The 17,155-nt window shown below is 68.7% G+C and carries 18 protein-coding genes; 12 read left to right on the top strand and 6 right to left on the bottom strand.

Annotated features, from left to right (window positions below; translation table 11 throughout):
• Positions 1-12 precede the first annotated feature (12 nt).
• The 6 genes from BJY22_RS37825 (at position 13) to BJY22_RS37800 (ending at position 5,883) form a co-directional block, all read left to right on the top strand.
• Complete coding sequence (locus BJY22_RS37825) at positions 13-957, top strand: carbohydrate ABC transporter permease (protein WP_337759778.1); 945 nt, start codon at positions 13-15, stop codon at positions 955-957.
• The gene (locus BJY22_RS37820; protein WP_167216661.1) at positions 954-1,832 is read left to right on the top strand and encodes a carbohydrate ABC transporter permease; all 879 of its coding nucleotides are present in this window, start codon (positions 954-956) and stop codon (positions 1,830-1,832) included. Before BJY22_RS37825 ends, BJY22_RS37820 begins: the two co-directional genes overlap by 4 nt.
• 9 nt (positions 1,833-1,841) lie before the next feature.
• A complete protein-coding gene (locus BJY22_RS37815) occupies positions 1,842-3,194 on the top strand; it encodes an ABC transporter substrate-binding protein (protein WP_167216659.1) in 1,353 nt (450 codons plus the stop codon).
• Positions 3,195-3,363: 169 nt separating this feature from the next.
• Positions 3,364-4,017, top strand: coding sequence for a DUF1707 SHOCT-like domain-containing protein (locus tag BJY22_RS42740; RefSeq protein WP_167216657.1), 654 nt, complete (start codon positions 3,364-3,366; stop codon positions 4,015-4,017).
• Complete coding sequence (locus BJY22_RS37805; RefSeq protein ID WP_238350571.1) at positions 4,014-4,439, top strand: hypothetical protein; 426 nt, start codon at positions 4,014-4,016, stop codon at positions 4,437-4,439. The genes BJY22_RS42740 and BJY22_RS37805 overlap by 4 nt, the downstream gene beginning before the upstream one ends.
• 1 nt (position 4,440) lies before the next feature.
• A complete protein-coding gene (locus BJY22_RS37800) occupies positions 4,441-5,883 on the top strand; it encodes a multicopper oxidase family protein (protein ID WP_337759777.1) in 1,443 nt (480 codons plus the stop codon).
• Positions 5,884-5,887: 4 nt separating this feature from the next.
• On the opposite strand, the gene BJY22_RS37795 is transcribed toward BJY22_RS37800, so the two are convergent.
• Positions 5,888-6,067 carry a hypothetical protein gene (locus BJY22_RS37795; protein ID WP_202892664.1) on the bottom strand — a complete coding sequence of 60 codons (180 nt, stop codon included), beginning with the start codon at positions 6,065-6,067 and terminating at the stop codon, positions 5,888-5,890.
• 85 nt (positions 6,068-6,152) lie between these two features.
• On the bottom strand, positions 6,153-7,262 hold the full coding sequence (locus BJY22_RS37790) for a sulfite oxidase (RefSeq protein WP_167216653.1): 1,110 nt from the start codon (positions 7,260-7,262) through the stop codon (positions 6,153-6,155).
• 131 nt (positions 7,263-7,393) lie between these two features.
• Here BJY22_RS37790 and BJY22_RS37785 point away from each other — a divergent pair, with 131 nt between their 5' ends.
• Positions 7,394-7,888, top strand: a complete 495-nt coding sequence (locus BJY22_RS37785; RefSeq protein ID WP_238350570.1) for a RidA family protein — start codon at positions 7,394-7,396, stop codon at positions 7,886-7,888.
• A 57-nt stretch (positions 7,889-7,945) separates the two neighbouring features.
• On the top strand, positions 7,946-9,325 hold the full coding sequence (locus BJY22_RS37780; RefSeq protein ID WP_167216651.1) for an aminotransferase class V-fold PLP-dependent enzyme: 1,380 nt from the start codon (positions 7,946-7,948) through the stop codon (positions 9,323-9,325).
• Positions 9,326-9,374: 49 nt separating this feature from the next.
• Here BJY22_RS37780 and BJY22_RS37775 read toward each other — a convergent pair whose 3' ends face one another.
• Genes BJY22_RS37775 through BJY22_RS37765 form a run of 3 tightly spaced genes read right to left on the bottom strand, consistent with a single transcriptional unit; the run spans position 9,375 to position 11,751 of the window.
• The gene (locus BJY22_RS37775; RefSeq protein ID WP_202891447.1) at positions 9,375-9,662 is read right to left on the bottom strand and encodes a hypothetical protein; all 288 of its coding nucleotides are present in this window, start codon (positions 9,660-9,662) and stop codon (positions 9,375-9,377) included.
• Positions 9,659-10,261, bottom strand: a complete 603-nt coding sequence (locus BJY22_RS37770) for an RNA polymerase sigma factor (protein WP_337759776.1) — start codon at positions 10,259-10,261, stop codon at positions 9,659-9,661. Before BJY22_RS37770 ends, BJY22_RS37775 begins: the two co-directional genes overlap by 4 nt.
• Entirely contained in the window at positions 10,258-11,751 is a 1,494-nt protein-coding gene (locus tag BJY22_RS37765) for a sodium:solute symporter family protein (RefSeq protein WP_167216649.1), read from the bottom strand. Before BJY22_RS37765 ends, BJY22_RS37770 begins: the two co-directional genes overlap by 4 nt.
• A 184-nt stretch (positions 11,752-11,935) precedes the next feature.
• Here BJY22_RS37765 and BJY22_RS42735 point away from each other — a divergent pair, with 184 nt between their 5' ends.
• From BJY22_RS42735 to BJY22_RS37750, 3 genes are all read left to right on the top strand, one after another.
• A complete protein-coding gene (locus BJY22_RS42735; protein ID WP_337759775.1) occupies positions 11,936-12,253 on the top strand; it encodes a DUF3311 domain-containing protein in 318 nt (105 codons plus the stop codon).
• Entirely contained in the window at positions 12,250-13,884 is a 1,635-nt protein-coding gene (gene mctP, locus BJY22_RS37755) for a monocarboxylate uptake permease MctP (RefSeq protein ID WP_167216647.1), read from the top strand. Before BJY22_RS42735 ends, mctP begins: the two co-directional genes overlap by 4 nt.
• Before the next feature lie 104 nt (positions 13,885-13,988).
• The gene (locus BJY22_RS37750; RefSeq protein WP_337759773.1) at positions 13,989-14,891 is read left to right on the top strand and encodes an aminoglycoside phosphotransferase family protein; all 903 of its coding nucleotides are present in this window, start codon (positions 13,989-13,991) and stop codon (positions 14,889-14,891) included.
• A gap of 86 nt (positions 14,892-14,977) precedes the next feature.
• On the opposite strand, the gene BJY22_RS37745 is transcribed toward BJY22_RS37750, so the two are convergent.
• Positions 14,978-15,610 carry a TetR family transcriptional regulator gene (locus BJY22_RS37745; RefSeq protein WP_167216643.1) on the bottom strand — a complete coding sequence of 211 codons (633 nt, stop codon included), beginning with the start codon at positions 15,608-15,610 and terminating at the stop codon, positions 14,978-14,980.
• A gap of 67 nt (positions 15,611-15,677) precedes the next feature.
• Here BJY22_RS37745 and BJY22_RS37740 point away from each other — a divergent pair, with 67 nt between their 5' ends.
• Positions 15,678-17,132, top strand: coding sequence for a flavin-containing monooxygenase (locus BJY22_RS37740; RefSeq protein WP_167216641.1), 1,455 nt, complete (start codon positions 15,678-15,680; stop codon positions 17,130-17,132).
• Positions 17,133-17,155: the final 23 nt, after the last annotated feature.

Genomic DNA, 17,155 nt, shown 5'->3' with positions numbered 1-17,155 from the left:
AAGGAGATCCCCGTGACCGCCACCACCAACGCACCACCTACCAGGAAACGAAGTCACGGGGAGTCGGCGGCACCGCCCGGCAAGCGGCGGAGCCTGGGGGACCTGAAGGTCGCGATGATCTTCCTGGCCCCGGCGACCCTGGGCTTCGTCGTCTTCTACATCTGGCCGACGCTGCGCGGCGCCTACCTGAGCTTCACCGAGTACAGCCTGCTGTCCGCGCCGAAGTTCAACGGGCTCGCCAACTACGAGCGGATGGTCCAGGACAGCTTCTTCTGGAACGCACTCGTGGTCACGGTCGAGTACGTCGTGATCAACATCGGCGTGCAGACCGTGCTGGCGGTCGCGATCGCGATGGTCATGTACCGGCTGACCAAGTCGATCACGGTCCGCGCGATCATCCTCGCGCCGTACCTGGTCGCGAACGTCGTCGTCGCGCTGGTCTGGTACTGGATGCTGGACTTCCAGGTCGGCATCGTGAACCAGGGGCTCGGCTGGCTCGGGATCGACCCGGTGGCGTTCTTCGGCGACTCGCACTGGGCGATCCCGACGGTCGCCGGGATCAATGTCTGGCGGCACATGGGCTACACCGCGCTGCTCGTGTTCGCCGGTCTGCAGATGATCCCGGCGTACGTCTACGAGGCCGCCGAGGTCGACGGGTCGACCGAGTGGAAGACGTTCTGGCGGATCACGCTGCCGCTGCTGCGGCCCGTTCTGGTGATGGTCCTGGTGGTCACCATGATCGGTTCGTTCCAGATCTTCGACACCGTCGCGGTGACCACGCAGGGCGGTCCGATCAACGCGACCCGGGTCATCTACTACTACATCTACGAGCGCGCGTTCACCCGGTTCGACTTCGGGTACGCGTCGGCGATGGCGCTGGTGCTGTTCGCGATCCTGGCGATCGTCTCGCTGGTTCAGCTGCGGCTGCTGCGGGCGAAGGAGAGTGATCTGGCATGAGAAGGATGAGTGTCGGGCGGACAGTCTGCTGGGTGTTGCTGTTCGTCCTGCTGATCGTGACGCTGTTCCCGTTCTACTGGATGCTGCGTACGGCGTTCTCCGACAACACGCAGCTGCCCGGGCATCCGAGCTCGCTGCTGCCGGTGGAGAGCACGCTGGGGGCGTTCAAGCGGGTTCTCGGGCTCGCGACGATCGAGGAGGCGCAGGCACAGGGCGGATCCGGTGCGGCCGTGAACTTCTGGCTGTACCTGCGCAACTCGTTGGTGGTGGCAACGGTCACCACGGTCTGCCAGGTGTTCTTCAGTGCGATGGCGGCGTACGCGTTCGCCCGGCTGCGCTGGCCGGGTCGGGACAAGGTGTTCGCGCTGTTCCTGGCCGCGCTGATGGTGCCGCCGATCTTCACCACGCTGCCGAACTTCGTGCTGATCAAGAACCTCGGTCTGCTGAACAGCTTCGCCGGCATCATCCTGCCGGGCGCGTTCATGACGCCGTTCGCGATCTTCTTCCTCCGGCAGTTCTTCCTCGGCATCAACCGCGAGCTCGAGGAGGCGGCGATGATCGACGGGGCCGGGCACCGCAGGATCTTCTTCGGCCTCATCATCCCGATGAGCGCGGCGCCGATCGCGACGCTGGCGATCCTGACCTACATCAACTCCTGGAACGACTACTTCTGGCCGTTGCTCGTCGGTCAGCAGGAGAACGTCCGGGTGCTGACAGTCGCGCTGGGCGTGTTCCGGTCGCAGACACCGCAGGGCGGACCGGACTGGGCCGGGCTGATGGCGGCGACGCTGATCGCGGCGCTGCCGATGATCATCCTGTTCCTGGCGTTCGCGAAGCGGATCACGAACTCCATCGGCTTCTCCGGGATCAAGTGAGGTACGGCGATGATCACTAGACGCAATCTCCTGAAGGCAGGGATCGCCGGTCTCGCCGCCTCCGCCGTGGCCGGCTGCAACAACGGGGCCGCGGCCCGCGGTGAGGGCGAGATCATCTACTGGCTGTGGGACTCGGCGCAGCTGCCGATGTACACCGAGTGCGCGAAGGTCTTCCACGAGCAGAACCCGCAGTACACCGTGAAGATCGAGCAGTACGGCTGGAACGACTACTGGTCGAAACTGGTTACCGGGTTCATCTCGGACACCGCACCGGACGTGTTCACCGGGCACTCGTCGAAGTACCCGCTGTTCGCCGACAAGGGCCAGGTGCTCGCGATCGACGACTATGTCAAACGGGACAACGTCGACCTGAACATCTACCAGAAGGGCCTGGCGGACCGCTGGATCGGTGCCGACGGCAAGCGGTACGGCCTGCCGAAGGACTGGGACACCGAGGTCTACTTCTACAACAGCGCGTTCACCGAGGCGGCCGGGATCAGCGCCGAGCAGCTCAACTCGATGACGTGGAACCCCAAGGACGGTGGCAGCTTCGAGCAGATCGTGCGCCGGCTGACGGTCGACTCCAAGGGCCGCCGGGGCGACCAGCCCGGGTTCGACAAGGACAACATCAAGGTCTACGGACTCGGGTACGGCGACGCGGGCGGCGGTGACGGGCAGACCAGTTGGAGCTGGTACGCCGCGATCAACGGCTGGAAGTACTCCGAGGGCGAACCGTGGGGGACGAAGTTCTTCTACGGTGACCCGAAGTTCACCGAGACCATCGGGTGGTGGCGCAGCCTCATCACCAAGGGGTACATGCCGACGTACGCGCAGGCGAAGTCCGGGGTGGACGTGACCACGTCCTTCGGTGCGGGGAAGTACGCGATCACCCCGAACGGCTCCTGGATGCTCGGGACGTACGGCGGGCTGAAGCAGGTCAAGACGAAGCTCGCCCGGCTGCCGATCGGTCCGGTCGGCAAGCGGATGTCGATGATGAACGGACTCGCGGACACCATCTGGGCCGGGACGACGCGGCGGGACGCGTCGTGGGCCTGGGTGAAGTTCCTCGGGTCGCAGACCGCGCAGGACATCGTCGCCAAGGCGGGGGTGGTGTTCCCGGCGGTGGCGGCGAGCATGCCGGCGGCGAAGGAGGCGTTCGCGAAGGCGGGATGGGACGTCACGCCGTTCGTGGAACCGGTCGAGGCGGGTGACGTCTTCGCGTACCCGGCCAACCCGAACGCCGCGGACGTGACCGCGGTGATGACGCCGGCAATGGACGCGGTGATGTCGTTCGAGGCGGAGCCGTCGTCCCTCGCGAAGGCGAACGACGACGTGAACCAGATCCTCTCAGCCAACGCCTGAGGGTTGTCCCTGGTAGGTACTACGCCCGGGGGAGTACGTCGTACTGCGTCCAGCGGTGCAGTGTGCTCCTCCGGGGGTAGCAGAGGTGTCGCCACTGGGGCGACGCGGTGAAAGTGGTTTGAAAGACACGCTTGGTGCCATCGAAGGACCACGAGCACCGAGGAGTGTCATGAACGACGAGAGGCCGGGCGGATCGATCCGTATCGGCGACAGTGAGCGTGAGGACGCCGTCCGGCGTCTGGGCGAGCATTACGAAGCCGGCCGGCTGAGCGCGGACGAGCACTCCGAGCGCGTCGACCAGGCCTTGCAGGCGAAGACCGGCGCAGACCTCGACGGCTTGTTCGCCGACCTCCCAGGCCCGCACCAGGCGCGCCCCGGCGCCGGAACCGCGGCCGGCGGCTCGGGAGGTTCCGCAGCAGGTGCCGGCGGCGAGGCCGGTTGGGCGGGCGGCGCCGCAGCAGGTGCCGGCGACGGGGCCGGCTGGGCGGGCGGTGCCGCAGCAGGTCCCGGCGGCGCGGCCGGCGGCGAGGGCTGGGCCGGCCCGTGGGGTTGGCGCAGACCCCCGTGGACGGCTCCGCAGGACGCCACCACCGCCAGCGGTCCTGGGAACGCGGGGCGTGCGGCCGGCAACGGAGGATTCGGCGGTCCAGGTAGGTTCCTCGGCCGAGTTCCGTTCCCGTTGCTGATCGCCTTGGGCGTGTTCGCCGTACTGGCCTCGATCGGCTGCGTGGTAGGCGGCGGCCACCCGCCCATCCTGCCGCTCCTACTGATCGCGGGGGCCGTGCTCTTCGTCCGCAAGCGGCGGATGGAGCGGCGAGCATGAGAAACGTGTACCGGGTGACAGGCATGCTGATCGCCCTCGCAGTCGTCCTGCAGATCGCCTCGATCGCGATGGCCGGCTTCACGGTCGCGAAGGACGCCGGTGACGGCGCGGCGATCGGCGCCGACTACAGCAACTTCGGGCAGAGCTACCACAGCATCGCCGGTACGGCGATCGGGCTGCTCGCGCTGGTGTTCCTGATCGTGTCGTTCCTGACCGACGTACCGCGCGGCCGGGTGCTGGCCGCGATCGTGCTCGGCCTGGTGGTCGTGCAGTTCCTGCTCGCGGTGGTGTCCTTCGGGGTGCCGGCGCTGGGCATCCTGCACGGCGTCAACGGGCTCGCGATCGCCGCCGTGGCGAGTATGGCGGCACGGCGCGCAGTACCGGATCAGGCAGCGCCGAATCAACCCGCGGCCAGTGTCTGAGGTGAAGAAGCGCCGGTGGGGCCGGCTGGTCGCGCTGGGGATCACCCTGGCGGTACTCGTACCGCTCGGGTATCTCTGGGCGACCAGCCTGGTCCCGGGGGAGTACGACCCGGCGCGGATGGGGTACGCCGATTACGGCGGCGGGCACGCGATGGCGGGACACGAGCACCACGGCGGGGCGAGTGTCGCGGACCTGACCGGGCCGAAGACCGGTACGCCGGACGTGGACGTCACGCTCGTCGCGCGGCAGCAGAAGTTCCAGCTCGCGTCGGGCGAGACGATCGACGGGTACACCCTGAACGGGACGTCGCCCGGTCCGCTGATCCGCGCGCGGGTGGGCGATCTCGTGCAGGTGACGCTGGTGAACGAGTCCGTGAAGGACGGCGCCACGGTGCACTGGCACGGGATCGACGTACCGAACGCCGAGGACGGGGTCGCGGGTGTCACACAGGACGCCGTACCGGTGGGTGGGAAGCACGTGTACCGGTTCACGGCGGAGCAGGCCGGGACGTACTGGTACCACTCGCATCAGGTGTCGAGCGAGGAGGTGAAGGGCGGGCTGTTCGGCACGATCGTGATCGCGCCGGCGACCCCTGGTGACGTGATCGCCGCGATCCACACGTACGACGGCAAGCGCACGATCAACGGGCGCACCGGGACCGCGCGGGTGGAGCTGCCCGCGGGTACGACGGCGCGCGTGCGGGTCATCAACACCGACAACGCGATCCTGCGGGTCGGGCTGACCGGGACGCCGTACAAGGTGGTCGCGGTCGACGGTCGCGAGGTCCACGGGCCGACGGCGGTGACGGCCGCGTACGCATTGCCCGCCGGTGGACGGGCGGACCTGGAGGCGGTGGTGCCGGCGGGCGGGATGCGGTTGGTGGCCGGTACGCCGACGCTGTCGCTCGGGATCGGGCCGGCCGACCCACCCACGGCCGAGCTGCCGGGTGAGACGGTCGATCTGCTGACGTACGGGACGCCGGCGCCGCTCGGGTTCGATCCGGGAACGGCGGACCGGAACTTCGAGTACCGGATCGGACGGCGGCCCGGGTTCCTCGACGGGATGCCCGGGTTGTGGTGGACGATCAACGGCCACAAGTTCCCCGACGTGCCGATGTTCATGGTCGCCGAAGGGGACGTCGTACGGATGAAGATCTCCAACACCAGTGGGCAGGCGCACCCGATGCACCTCCACGGTCACCACGCCGTCGTCCTGTCCCGCAACGGCGTCGCGGCCACGGGCTCACCCTGGTGGGTCGACACCCTCGAGGTCGGCAACAAGGAGACGTACGAGATCGCGTTCGTCGCCGACAACCCCGGCCTGTGGATGGACCACTGCCACAACCTCCCGCACGCGTCCGAGGGCCTGATGACCCACCTCATGTACGAAGGCATCACCACGCCGTACCGCGTCGGCGGCAACTCCCACAACGAACCGGAGTAGCTGGTCAGGAGGCTTGTTCGAGGGTGGCGAGGTGGTTGCAGGCGGCTTGGAGGGCGGCTTGCTGGCTGGTGTACCAGCCCCACCAGAGGGGGTTGTCCGGCTGAGGGTCGAGTTCGTCGTCTACGTCGGCGTACCACTCGTCCGACGTCCTGAAGACCCGCGCGTGCAGATGGTTGTCGTTCACCGCCACCACTCCTGGAGTGAGAACCGTGTACGTCTCCAGGATGTGACGGCGGTACGCCGGAACGCGCCAGCGACACGCGGTGTCGTCAGGTGACCAGGACCGTGATGCGCTGGGCGGTGTTGTTGGCGAAGCCGCCGCGGTTCCACTCGGCCTCGACGGGTTGTTCGCGGCCGCCGGCGTCGAACGCACGGACCGTCAGCACGTGCTCGCCCGGTGTGGCCTCCCAGTCGTACGTGAACGCCCGCCACGCCAGCTCGTCGCCGTCGTCCTGGTTGCCGGGGGCATCCAACGTGGCCTCGTGCCAGTTCACTCCGGCGTCGGTGCTGACCTCGACCCGCTCGATCGGCGCCCATCCGGACCACGCCCGGCCGAACAGCGGAACGGTGCCAGCGGCAACGAACCGGTGACGGCTCATGAAATCCGGGAACCCCGGCGGGACCAGCAACGCCCGCGGCTCGATCCGGGTCACTGGGCGTCCCGGGTCGTCCGCATCCGCCCGGATCCGGTACGCCACCGCGTTCTGGAACCCTTCGAAGGTGTGGTCGATCAGCTCGATCGACCGCAGCCACTTCACACTCGCCATCCCGTACCACCCCGGTACGACGAGACGCAGCGGGTGCCCGTGCTGCGGCGGCAACGGCGCACCGTTCATCTCCCAGGCGACGATCGCGCCGGAGTCGATCGCCTCCGTCACCGACAGCCCGCGCTGGTAGTCCTGCTCAACGCCGCGCTCCACGCCGTGGTCCGCTCCGGTGAACACCACGTCCACGGCGTCGTCCCGGATCCCGGCCAGCCGCAGCAGGTCCGACAACAGCACGCCGGTCCACTCCGCCGTACCGACGGCCTCCGTCAGCCACGGCTGACTGATCGGCCGCGGCTGCAAAGCCGCCCGCCCGTTCCCGGCGCATTCCAGCGTGACCCGGATCGTACGGCGACCCATCGCCCGCAACTCGGTCAGCCCGAACGACAACGGCTCCTCGACGCAGCCGCCGAGCTCGAGCCGCCAGTCGCTCGCGTTCGTCGCGGGGATGTCGTAGTGCACCAGCACGTAGTGCAGCCCCGGCGGCGTCACGTCGTACCGCAGCCCCTCCAGCGGCATCCCGTGGTTCCGCGCCGCGAGCTGCAGCTCCTCGGCCGTGATCCCCTCACCCGTGTCCGCCAACCGCCCGCGGACGCTGAACTGTTCAATCGACATCGCAGCTCCCTCCCCTGAAGTAACCATAGGGCGTAAACCTTCCGCGCGGGTCGGGCAACCCTCAAGCGATCACGAACTCTTGCGATCCCGACCCGAAAGCAGAGGTTCTGATGTCGCTTCCGTCTCCATCCATGTCCCGCCGGCTCGCGGTTCCCGTCCTGGCCGCGAGCCTCGCCGGTTTCACCGGTCTCGGTATCGGGCTCCAGACCATGTCCGCCCAGGCGGACGACCAGAGCGCCGCCGGGCACCACCGCGTCCTGAACTCGGCCGACGCCCCCGCCGCCATCGGCCCTTATTCCCAAGGGATCGGGGTCGGCCCGCAGGTGTTCCTGTCCGGGCAGCTGCCGCTCGACCCGGTGACCAACCAGATCCCGCCGGGCGCGACGATCCGGGACCAGACCCGCCAGGTGCTCGAGAACCTGAGCGCCGTCCTCGAATCCGACGGCATGGCGCTGGCCGACGTCGTCAGTACCACGGTCTACCTGGCCGACATCAACGACTTCGCCGCCTTCAACGAGGTGTACGCCGAGTACTTCACCGACAAGCCACCGGCCCGGGCCACGGTCCAGGTGGCGCAGATCCCGCGCGGCGCGAAGGTCGAGATCTCCGCCATCGCGATCCGCTGACGCATCCTTCGACGCAAGGAGATTCCTGTGAGGCATACCGAAGAACCCACTACACGTATGTCCCGGCGCGGGGTCCTGCGCCTGTTCGGCGCCGGCGCCGCCGCCGGTGGCGCGAGCCTGGCGGTGCCGTCGTTCGCCTCCGCGGCACCGGCCACTGCCGCCGCGCCGAGCGCGATCCCGGTGCCCGGCGATCCGCAGTACTGGCGCAAGATCGAGCAGCTGTTCGTGATCAACCGCGATGTCCTGTTCATGAACCTCGGTACGGTCGGATCGCCGCCGGCCGACGTACTGTCGGTGCTGGCCGACACCAACACCCGCGTCGCGCAGAACACCGAATCGGCGTACAGCTCGTTCGACGACGTCCGCGCGGTCGCGGCGGCCGGGTTCGGCTGCGACGTCGACGAGCTCGGGCTCACCCACAACACCAGTGACGGCATGGCGAAAACGCTGGTGGGGCTGGGGTTGAAGGTCGGCGACGAGATCCTCACCACGAACCACGAGCACTCCGGCGGCAACTCACCGATGGCGCAGCTCCGCGACCGGACGGGCGTCGTCATCACCCGGGTCCAGGTACCGGTCGGCAACCGGCAGCGGGCCGAGGACTACGTCGAACTGTTCCGCAAGGCGATCACGTCGAAGACGAAGGTGTTGATGTTCTCGGCGCCGACGTACAAGACCGGCACGATGCTGCCGATCCAGCTGCTCGCCAAGCTGGCGCAGGAGCACGGCCTGACGACGCTCGTGGACGGCGCACATATCCCGGGCATGATGAACTACACGTTCCGTGAGCTCGGCGTGGACTTCCTGGCGGGTTCCACGGCGAAGTGGCACTGCGGACCGGGCGGCACCGGCGTGCTGTACGCGCGGAACAAGGTGCTGCCGCAGTTCAACCCGAACCCGTTGCCGGAGTTCTGGCCGAGCATCACGAGCAGCTACCCGGACGCCGGCCTGCCGGACCGCAGTACGACGTCGACCGCGTCGTACGACCTGGGCAGGTACCTGACGTCGCTCGGTAACGGCAGCATCGCCCTCACCTCGGGCGTGAAGAAGGTCCTCGAGATGTGGGACCAGATCGGGCGGCAGCGGATCGAGGACCACAGCGTCGGTCTCGCCTCGTACCTCAAGGAACTGGTGGCCGAACGCTGGGGCGTCGGGTCGCTGTACTCGCCGAAGGACGACCCGCGGCTGCTGTGCGCGCTGACCTCGTTCAACCCGTTCCGCAACCCGGCGGACGTGATGAACTCGGCGAAGTCGGCGGAGTTCGTGTCGCGGATGAAGTCGCAGTACTCGATCACCATTCGCAACGTGGACTTCCCGGTGATCGGTGCGGCCAAGCCGCATGTGCCGGTCCGGATCTCGACGCACCTGTTCCACCGTGAGGAGCACGTCGAGCGGGTCGTCGACGCGATGTGGGAACTCTCGGCCCAGATGGCCTGAGCGGTTCAGCCGAGGGGAGCGGCCGGTCCGGTCGCTCCCCTCACCGATGTCAGGGCAGGATCACCACACCGTGCAGGTCCGGCGACGGCGGCGCGGTGGTGGCGGGCGTGTACGGCGGAGGCGGCGGACTGTCGTGGGTGTGCAGGGCCCAGAGCCCGACGATGTCCGCGACGGCGACCACGACCGAGGCCACCCCGAGCATGATCAGCCGGCGCCTGCGGTCGCGGCGCTGCCACTCCCGCTTGGTCTTCGCGTACGCGTCCGGCGACGAGGTCGTCTGCGCGGCCAGGGCTTCCAGCGTGGCCCGCAACTGGTCCTCGGTCTGCTCGAACCTCATCGGCTTCCACCCCCTTCGATCCGGGTCGACAACGACGCCATGCCGCGGAAGATGTGTGACTTCACCGCGCCGACGCTGATCCCCATCGAGTCGGCGATGTCGGCTTCCTTCAGATCCAGCCAGTATCGCAGGACCAGGGCCTCCCGCTGGCGGGTCGGCAGCGACTGGAGCGCGGCGATGACGCGCTGCTGGTCCTCGTGCAGCAGTGCGGAGTGCTCGGCGGACTCCGCCGTACGCTCGGCGAGGCCGTCGGCCTCCTGATGGGCGTGCTTGCGCTGCACCTGGAGATGCCGGATCCGCATCCGGGCCAGGTTGCAGACGGTGGAGCGCAGGTACGCCGGAGCGGCGCCAGGCGATCGCAATCGGCGCCACCGGCGGTGCAGCTCGCAGAACGCCTCGGACACGATGTCCTCCGCGTCGTGCTCGGCCCCGAGCAGCAGCGCGAGCCGGACGAGCTGGGTGTGGTGGGCGTCGAACAGCGAAACCATCGCGGCCTCACGGTCGAGGTCGCGGAGTTCGGCGCCGCCGGATATCGGTTGTGCGGGTCTGGTCCCGGAGGACGTCCCGAGTCGTCTCCGGCTGTCCTTGCGCAGTGTCACGTGGTCTCCCTTCGCCGAACCGGGACTACGATCAGGCGGCTCGCGGCCTGGACCGCGGCGACGACGACGAGGTTGGCGGTGAGGCCGAGCAGGCCGGCGTACACCGTCAGCCGGGTGTCGCCGAGCTCGAGGGTCACGGTCGGGGAGAACCCGCCGTGGGTGACCATCGCGGTCCCGCTGACCATCCCGGTCAGCCAGCCGGTCAGGAGTGCGGACCGCGCGGGAACCCTCGGGAGCAGGCCGAGGACCAGGGCGGGCAGCGTCTGCAGGACCCAGACCGCGCCGAGCAGATGCAGCTGGATCGCGTTCTGGTTGTGGAATCCGAGCGCGAACGCGAGCGCGCCGACCTTGACCAGCAACGACATCGACCGCGCGACCCGGGTCTCCTGCTCGTTGGTGGCTTCCGGATTCACGAACTCGACGTAGATGTTGCGCGCGAACAGGGTCGCGGCGCCGATCGACATCACCGCCGCGGGAACCAGCGCGGTCACCACCAGCACGCCGAGCAGACCGCCGGCCAGCCAGGGCGGAGCGAGCTGCTGGACGAGCAGCGCGACGACCTGGTCGGCGCGACCTGGTGTGGGGACGACGCCGATCGCGAGCGCGACCACGCCCATGACGGCGAAGATGCCGAGCACGAGGGTCCAGACCAGGAGTGCGGGGACGGTACGGGCCACGACGTGCCGGGAGCGGCCGGAGAACGCGACCATCAGCACGTGCGGGAACGCGAACAGCGCGAGCGCCGAGCCGAGCGCGAGCGTGGCGTACGTCGTTGCGTTGCCGGGGGCAACGACCAGATGGAGGCCGCGGGCGTGCAGGACGTTCTCGGCGGCGGGCCAGACGTCGCTCCAGTCGGTGCGGCCGGACACCAGCAGGGCGAGCACGATCGCGGCGCCGACGACCAGCGCGGCCTTGAAGACGGCGACCCCGCTCGGGGCGCGCAGCCCGTAGCGGTAGGTGGACACGGCGAGCACCGTGAAAACCGCGGTGAGCGCCAGGTCACCGAGCAACCCGTCGGGCGTGACGCCGATGACGGCGAGTACGGCCTGGATCCCGACCAGCTGCAGCGCGATGTACGGCAGGGTGGCGAGGATCCCGGTCAGTGCGATCGCGAGCGCCAGCCCGGGGGAGCGATACGTGCCGCGGATGAAGTCGACGCCGCTCACGTACCCGTGCCTGCGCGCGATGTCGGCCAGCCGGGGCAAGATGACGAGAACCAGCGGATACACGATCGTGGTGTAGGTCAGCGCGTACAGGCCGAGCCCGCCGGAGCTGTAGACCACTCCCGGTACGGCGAGGAACGTGTACGCCGTGTAGATGGTGCCGCCGAGCACGCACCACAGCATCAGCGGGCCGTGGGACCGGCCGGCCAGCGCCCACTCCTCGAGATCGGTCGCGATGCGCTGCTCGCTGATCCGCGGCCGCAGCATGGCCACGGCCGACGCCACGGCCACGACGCCGACGGCGATCAGCAGGGTCGTGGCGTTCATCAGGGTCTCCTCGGTGGGCGGAATCCGGTTTGCCGCGGTGGGTAAACCGAATCGGCGTCCTGCGCAACTCACTGGCGGGTAAGCGAGAGCTGCACGGAAGGAGATCGCCGAGAGTTCACCACGGCACCGACGCCCACGCAAGACTTTGGCGCCGACCGGATCGACCGATGACGAGAGGATCGCAGTGGATCACCACAGACGAGCCGACACCCCGCCCGCCGATCGCAGACTGCTCGCGCTCGCCGGCGTCCTGCTGGCCATCCCGTTGATCGGGTTGCTCTGGGTCGGCAGCTACGCGCGCAAGGAGCCGGTGGTGGCCGGCTTTCCGTTCTTCATCTGGTACCAGTTCCTCTGGGTGTTCGTCTGCTCGGGGCTGACGTACGCGGCGCACCGGATCGTGCTGAAGGCCCGCCCGCACCGGCCGATGACCGACGACGGCTCGGCCTTCGTCGACACCGCCCCTGACACCGCCGCTGGCACCGATCGTGAGGACGAGCGATGAGCGGCGTGAACGGCGTGGCCCTGACTGTGCTGTTGCTGCTGTTCGTGATGGTTGCGGTGATGGGCTTCTGGGCCTCGCGCTGGCGCCGTCCGGAGACGATGGACTCCCTCGACGAGTGGGGCCTGGGCGGCCGCCGGTTCGGTACCTGGGTGACCTGGTTCCTGCTCGGTGGCGACCTCTACACGGCGTACACCTTCATCGCGGTCCCGGCCGCGATGTACGGCGCGGGCGCGGTGAGCGGGTTCTTCGCGGTCCCGTACACGATCGTGCTGTACCCGATCATCTTCGTGTTCATGGCCCGGCTGTGGTCGGTCAGCCATCGGCACGGGTACGTGACGCCGGCCGACTTCGTCCGCGGCCGGCACGGGTCGCGCGGATTGTCGCTCGCCGTCGCCGTGACCGGGTTCATCGCGACGATGCCGTACATCGCGTTGCAGCTGGTCGGGATCCAGGCCGTTCTCGAGGTGGTCGGGATCGGCGGTTCGGGGAACTGGCTGGCCAAGGACGTGCCGCTGTTCGTCGCGTTCGTGGTGCTCGCGCTCTACACCTATACCTCGGGGCTGCGGGCGCCGGCGCTGATCGCGTTCGTGAAGGACATCCTGATCTACCTGGTGATCATCGTCGCGGTGATCTACCTGCCGTCGAAGTTCGGCGGCTGGGACCACATCTTCGGGGCTGCCGAGACCAAGATGACGACCCCGAGCCCGGCAACCGGCAAACCCGCCGGGGCGTTCATTCCGAGCGTCGCGCAGTACTGGCCGTATGCGACGCTCGCGCTCGGGTCGGCGATGGCGTTGTTCATGTACCCGCACTCGATCACCGCGTCGCTGTCGGCGAGCAACCGGAACACGATCCGGCGGAACGCGTCGATTCTGCCGGCGTACTCGTTCGTGCTCGGCCTGCTCGCGCTGCTGGGCTGGGTCGCGATCGCGGCCGGGACGAAGCCGATCGGGCTGGACGGCAAGCCGAACGCGCAGCTGGTGATCCCGCAGCTGTTCGAGGACGCGTTCCCGTCCTGGTTCGCCGGGATCGCGTTCGCGGCGGTGGCGATCGGGGCGCTGGTGCCGGCGGCGATCATGTCGATCGCGGCGGCGAACACGTTCACGCGCAACATCTACAAGGAGTGGTACAAGCCGGACGCCACGCCCGCGCAGGAGGCCCGGGTGTCCAAGCTGGCGTCGCTCGTGGTGAAGGCGTTCGCGCTGGTCTTCGTCCTGCTGCTGGACAAGCAGAACGCGATCAACTTCCAGCTGCTCGGTGGGATCTGGATCCTGCAGACCTTCCCGTCGATCGTGTTCAGCCTGTACACGCGGTGGTTCCACCGCTGGGCGTTGCTGATCGGCTGGGCGGTCGGCATGGTGTACGGCACGATCAAGGCGTACAACGTGGCGTCGCCGACGTCGAAGCACTTCGGCGGCTCGGTCGCGTCGATCGAGGGTCTGGGGCAGATGGGCTACATCGCGCTGACCGCGTTCGCGCTGAACGTGATCGTCGCCGCCGGCCTCACGCTCGCCTTCCGGGCGGCCAAGACCCCGGCCGGCACCGACGAGACCGAACCGGCCGACTACTTCGCGGACGCCGGCGATCCGCGGGTCAAGAAGCTTCCCGACCCGGCGGCAACGCTCAAGTAGGTACGGCGCCTGCAGGCCGGGGACTGTCGCGGTACGACGTCCCCGGCCTTGCGAAATCGGTTGACCTCGTGCGCCGGGAGTGTGAGGGTCGCGGCGTGGCGGGTGTGGCGAAGTTGCATGACGACGAGGTGGAGATCGACTCCGCGGTGGTGGAGCGGTTGCTGGCTGAGCAGTTTCCGCGGTGGAGCGGGTTGCCGGTGCGGGTGGTCGAGCGGTCGGGGACCGACAACGTGACGTTCCGCGTGGGTGACGAGGTGGCGGTGCGGTTGCCGCGGACAGCGCGGAACCAAGGGCAGATCGAGATGGACCTGACGTGGATGCCGCGGTTGGCGCCGTACGTCTCGCTGCCGATTCCGGAGCCGCTCGAGCTCGGGCAGCCGACGGAGGAGTATCCGTTCACCTGGGGCGTGTACCGGTGGTTGCCTGGGGCACCGTTCGGGTCGGGGTCCGTCGACGGTGTGCGGGCGGCGCGGGAGCTGGCTGCGTTCGTCCGGTCGTTGCGGGAGGTCGACACCACGGGGGCGCCGGTGCCGGACGACGACCCGTTCAGCCGCGGTACGCCGTTGGCGCCGCGCGACGGCATGTTCCGCAAGGCGCTGGACCAGCTGAAGGAGCACTTCGACACCGGCCTGGTGACCGCCGCGTGGGAGGAGTCGCTCGCAGCCGACACCTGGGACGGCACGCGGCGGTGGATCCACGGCGACCTGATGTCCGGCAACATACTGGTTGCCGACGGCAAGCTGTCGGCAGTGATCGACTTCGCGACGGCACGCGCCGCGGACCCGGCCGGGGACGTCCTCCCCGCGTGGTGGCTGTTCGAGCGCGAGTCTCGCCAGGCCTACCGCGAGGCGCTCGAGGTCGACGACGCCACCTGGCTGCGCGCCCGCGGCTGGGCGCTCTCCCTGGTGATCATCGCAATCCCGTACTACCTCGACCGCCGCCCCGGCACCTTGTCGGGCGGCCAGGAGTCGGTCGCCGACATCTTGAGCGACTTCACCGCGGGGTAGCGGCGAACCGCCACGCACGCAGAAGCCCCCTCGCTACGGCGTGTCGCGTCCGAAATCGGGACTTCTGCCTGCGTGGGGGTACGTGGTCACGTGGACTTGAGCGTGTGGAGCCCCTGCCACAGGAGATCGGCCAGTGTGCGGGCGACCTTCTCGGGGGCCGGGGGTGTGGTGGCGCGGGTCCGCCAGATGGCCAGGCGTTCGGTGGCGCCGGAGATGCTCTGGGCGACGATCTGGATCTCGTCGTCGTCGGCCGGGCGGTCGGCGGGAAGGTTCATCCGGACCATCGTGGCGATCAGTTCGATGAAGGCCGCGCGGACCTCGTCGGTCGCCTCGGCGGCGGGGCCGGCGCTCAGCATGCCCTCGTCGACCAGGACCGACCACGCCTGCGGGTGCTCGTCGAGGAACCGGAACCACGCCGCGAACCCGGCGTACAGCGCGTCCTCGGCGTCCGCGGCCGCCATCACCGCGTCGGACACCGTGTCCAGCAGCTGGCCGCGCAGGCGCGCGAGGCAGGCGAGGAACAGACCGTCCTTCGAGCCGTAGTACTGGTAGATCAGCGGTTTCGACACCCCGACCTGCGCGGCGACGTCGTCCATCGACGTGCCCTGGTACCCGCGCTCGCCGAAGATCCGCTCGGCCGCCTCCAGGATCTCCCGCTCCCGCGCGGCCCGGTCGCGCCGGCGCTTGGGCGGGCCCTGTCCAACAGTGGTCGAGGTCACTTGCGTAGTCTAACTGACTCCGAGTAACTTACTAGGAGTAAGTTCCACAGCCGAGCGGAGGCCGAGCATGGGTGAGCAGCATCGGATCGTGGTGATCGGCACCGGATTCGCGGGGATCGGGATGGCGGTCCGGCTCAAGCAGGCCGGGTACGACGACTTCGTGGTCCTGGAGCGCGCCGAGGACGTCGGCGGCACCTGGCGGGACAACACCTACCCGGGCTGCAGGTGCGACGTGCCGTCGCACCTGTACTCGTTCTCGTTCGCGCCGAACCCGGAGTGGTCGTCGACGTTCTCGCCGCAGCCCGAGATCGAGGACTACCTCCGCAAGGTGACCGACGCGTACGGCGTCCGCCCGCACATCCGCTTCGGCCACGCGGTCGAGTCGGCGCGCTGGGAGGACGGCAAGTGGCAGATCGCGACGAGCCAGGGCACGTTCACCGCGGACCTCGTGCTGTCCGGCATGGGTCCGCTCGCCGAGCCGTCGTACCCGAAGCTGCCCGGGATCGAGGACTTCGAGGGTGAGGTCTTCCACTCCGCGCGCTGGAACCACGACCTGAACCTCAGCGGCCGCAAGGTCGCCGTGATCGGCACCGGCGCGTCGGCGATCCAGTTCGTGCCGGCGATCCAGCCCGAGGTCGAGGAACTGCACCTGTTCCAGCGGACGCCGCCGTGGGTGATGCCGCGGCCGGACCGCAAGATCACCGCGGCCGAGAAGGCGGTCTACCGCCGCTTCCCGCTGGTCCAGAAGGCCGTCCGGGCCGGGATCTACTGGGGCCGCGAGTCGATGGTGCTCGGGTTCGCGAAGCTGCCCGCGATCATGAAGCAGGCGCAGAAGGTCGCCGAGAAGCACCTCGCTCACCAGGTCCGCGACCCGCTGCTGCGCGCCAAGCTGACGCCGGACTTCACGCTCGGCTGCAAGAGGGTGCTGATCTCCGACGACTACTACCCGGCCGTCGCGCGGCCGAACGTCGAGGTGGTCACCGACGGGATCGCGGAGGTCACGCGCACCGGCATCGTCACCACCGACGGCGTCAAGCACGAGGTCGACACGATCATCTACGGCACCGGCTTCAAGGTCACCGATCTGCCGGTGATGGACATGGTGCACGGCCGTGACGGCGTCTCGCTGCGCGAGGCCTGGGCCGACGGTATGGAGGCCCATCTCGGGACCGCGATCGCCGGTTTCCCCAACTTCTTCATGCTGATCGGCCCGAACACCGGCCTCGGCCACAGTTCGATGGTGTTCATGATCGAGTCCCAGATCGCCTACATCCTGGACGCGCTGAAGACCATGGACGCCCAGGGCCTCCGGGAGATCGAGGTACGGCGGGACGTGCAGCGCGCGTTCGTCGACGGGGTCCGCTCGTCGATGCGGAACACGGTCTGGACCCGCGGCGGCTGCACCAGCTGGTACCTCGACGCGGAGGGTCGCAACACCACGCTCTGGCCGTCGTTCACGTTCCGGTTCCGGCAGCTCACGCGGCGCTTCGACGCGGCGCAATATCGGACGCTTTCTATGTGACATCGTGCGTGTTACATTCGATC

This window comes from Kribbella shirazensis (assembly GCF_011761605.1).
In the GTDB taxonomy this organism is placed as follows: domain Bacteria; phylum Actinomycetota; class Actinomycetes; order Propionibacteriales; family Kribbellaceae; genus Kribbella; species Kribbella shirazensis.
The sequence above is the reverse complement of the archived record's forward strand: the minus strand, read 5'-3'. Positions and strand labels throughout refer to the sequence as shown.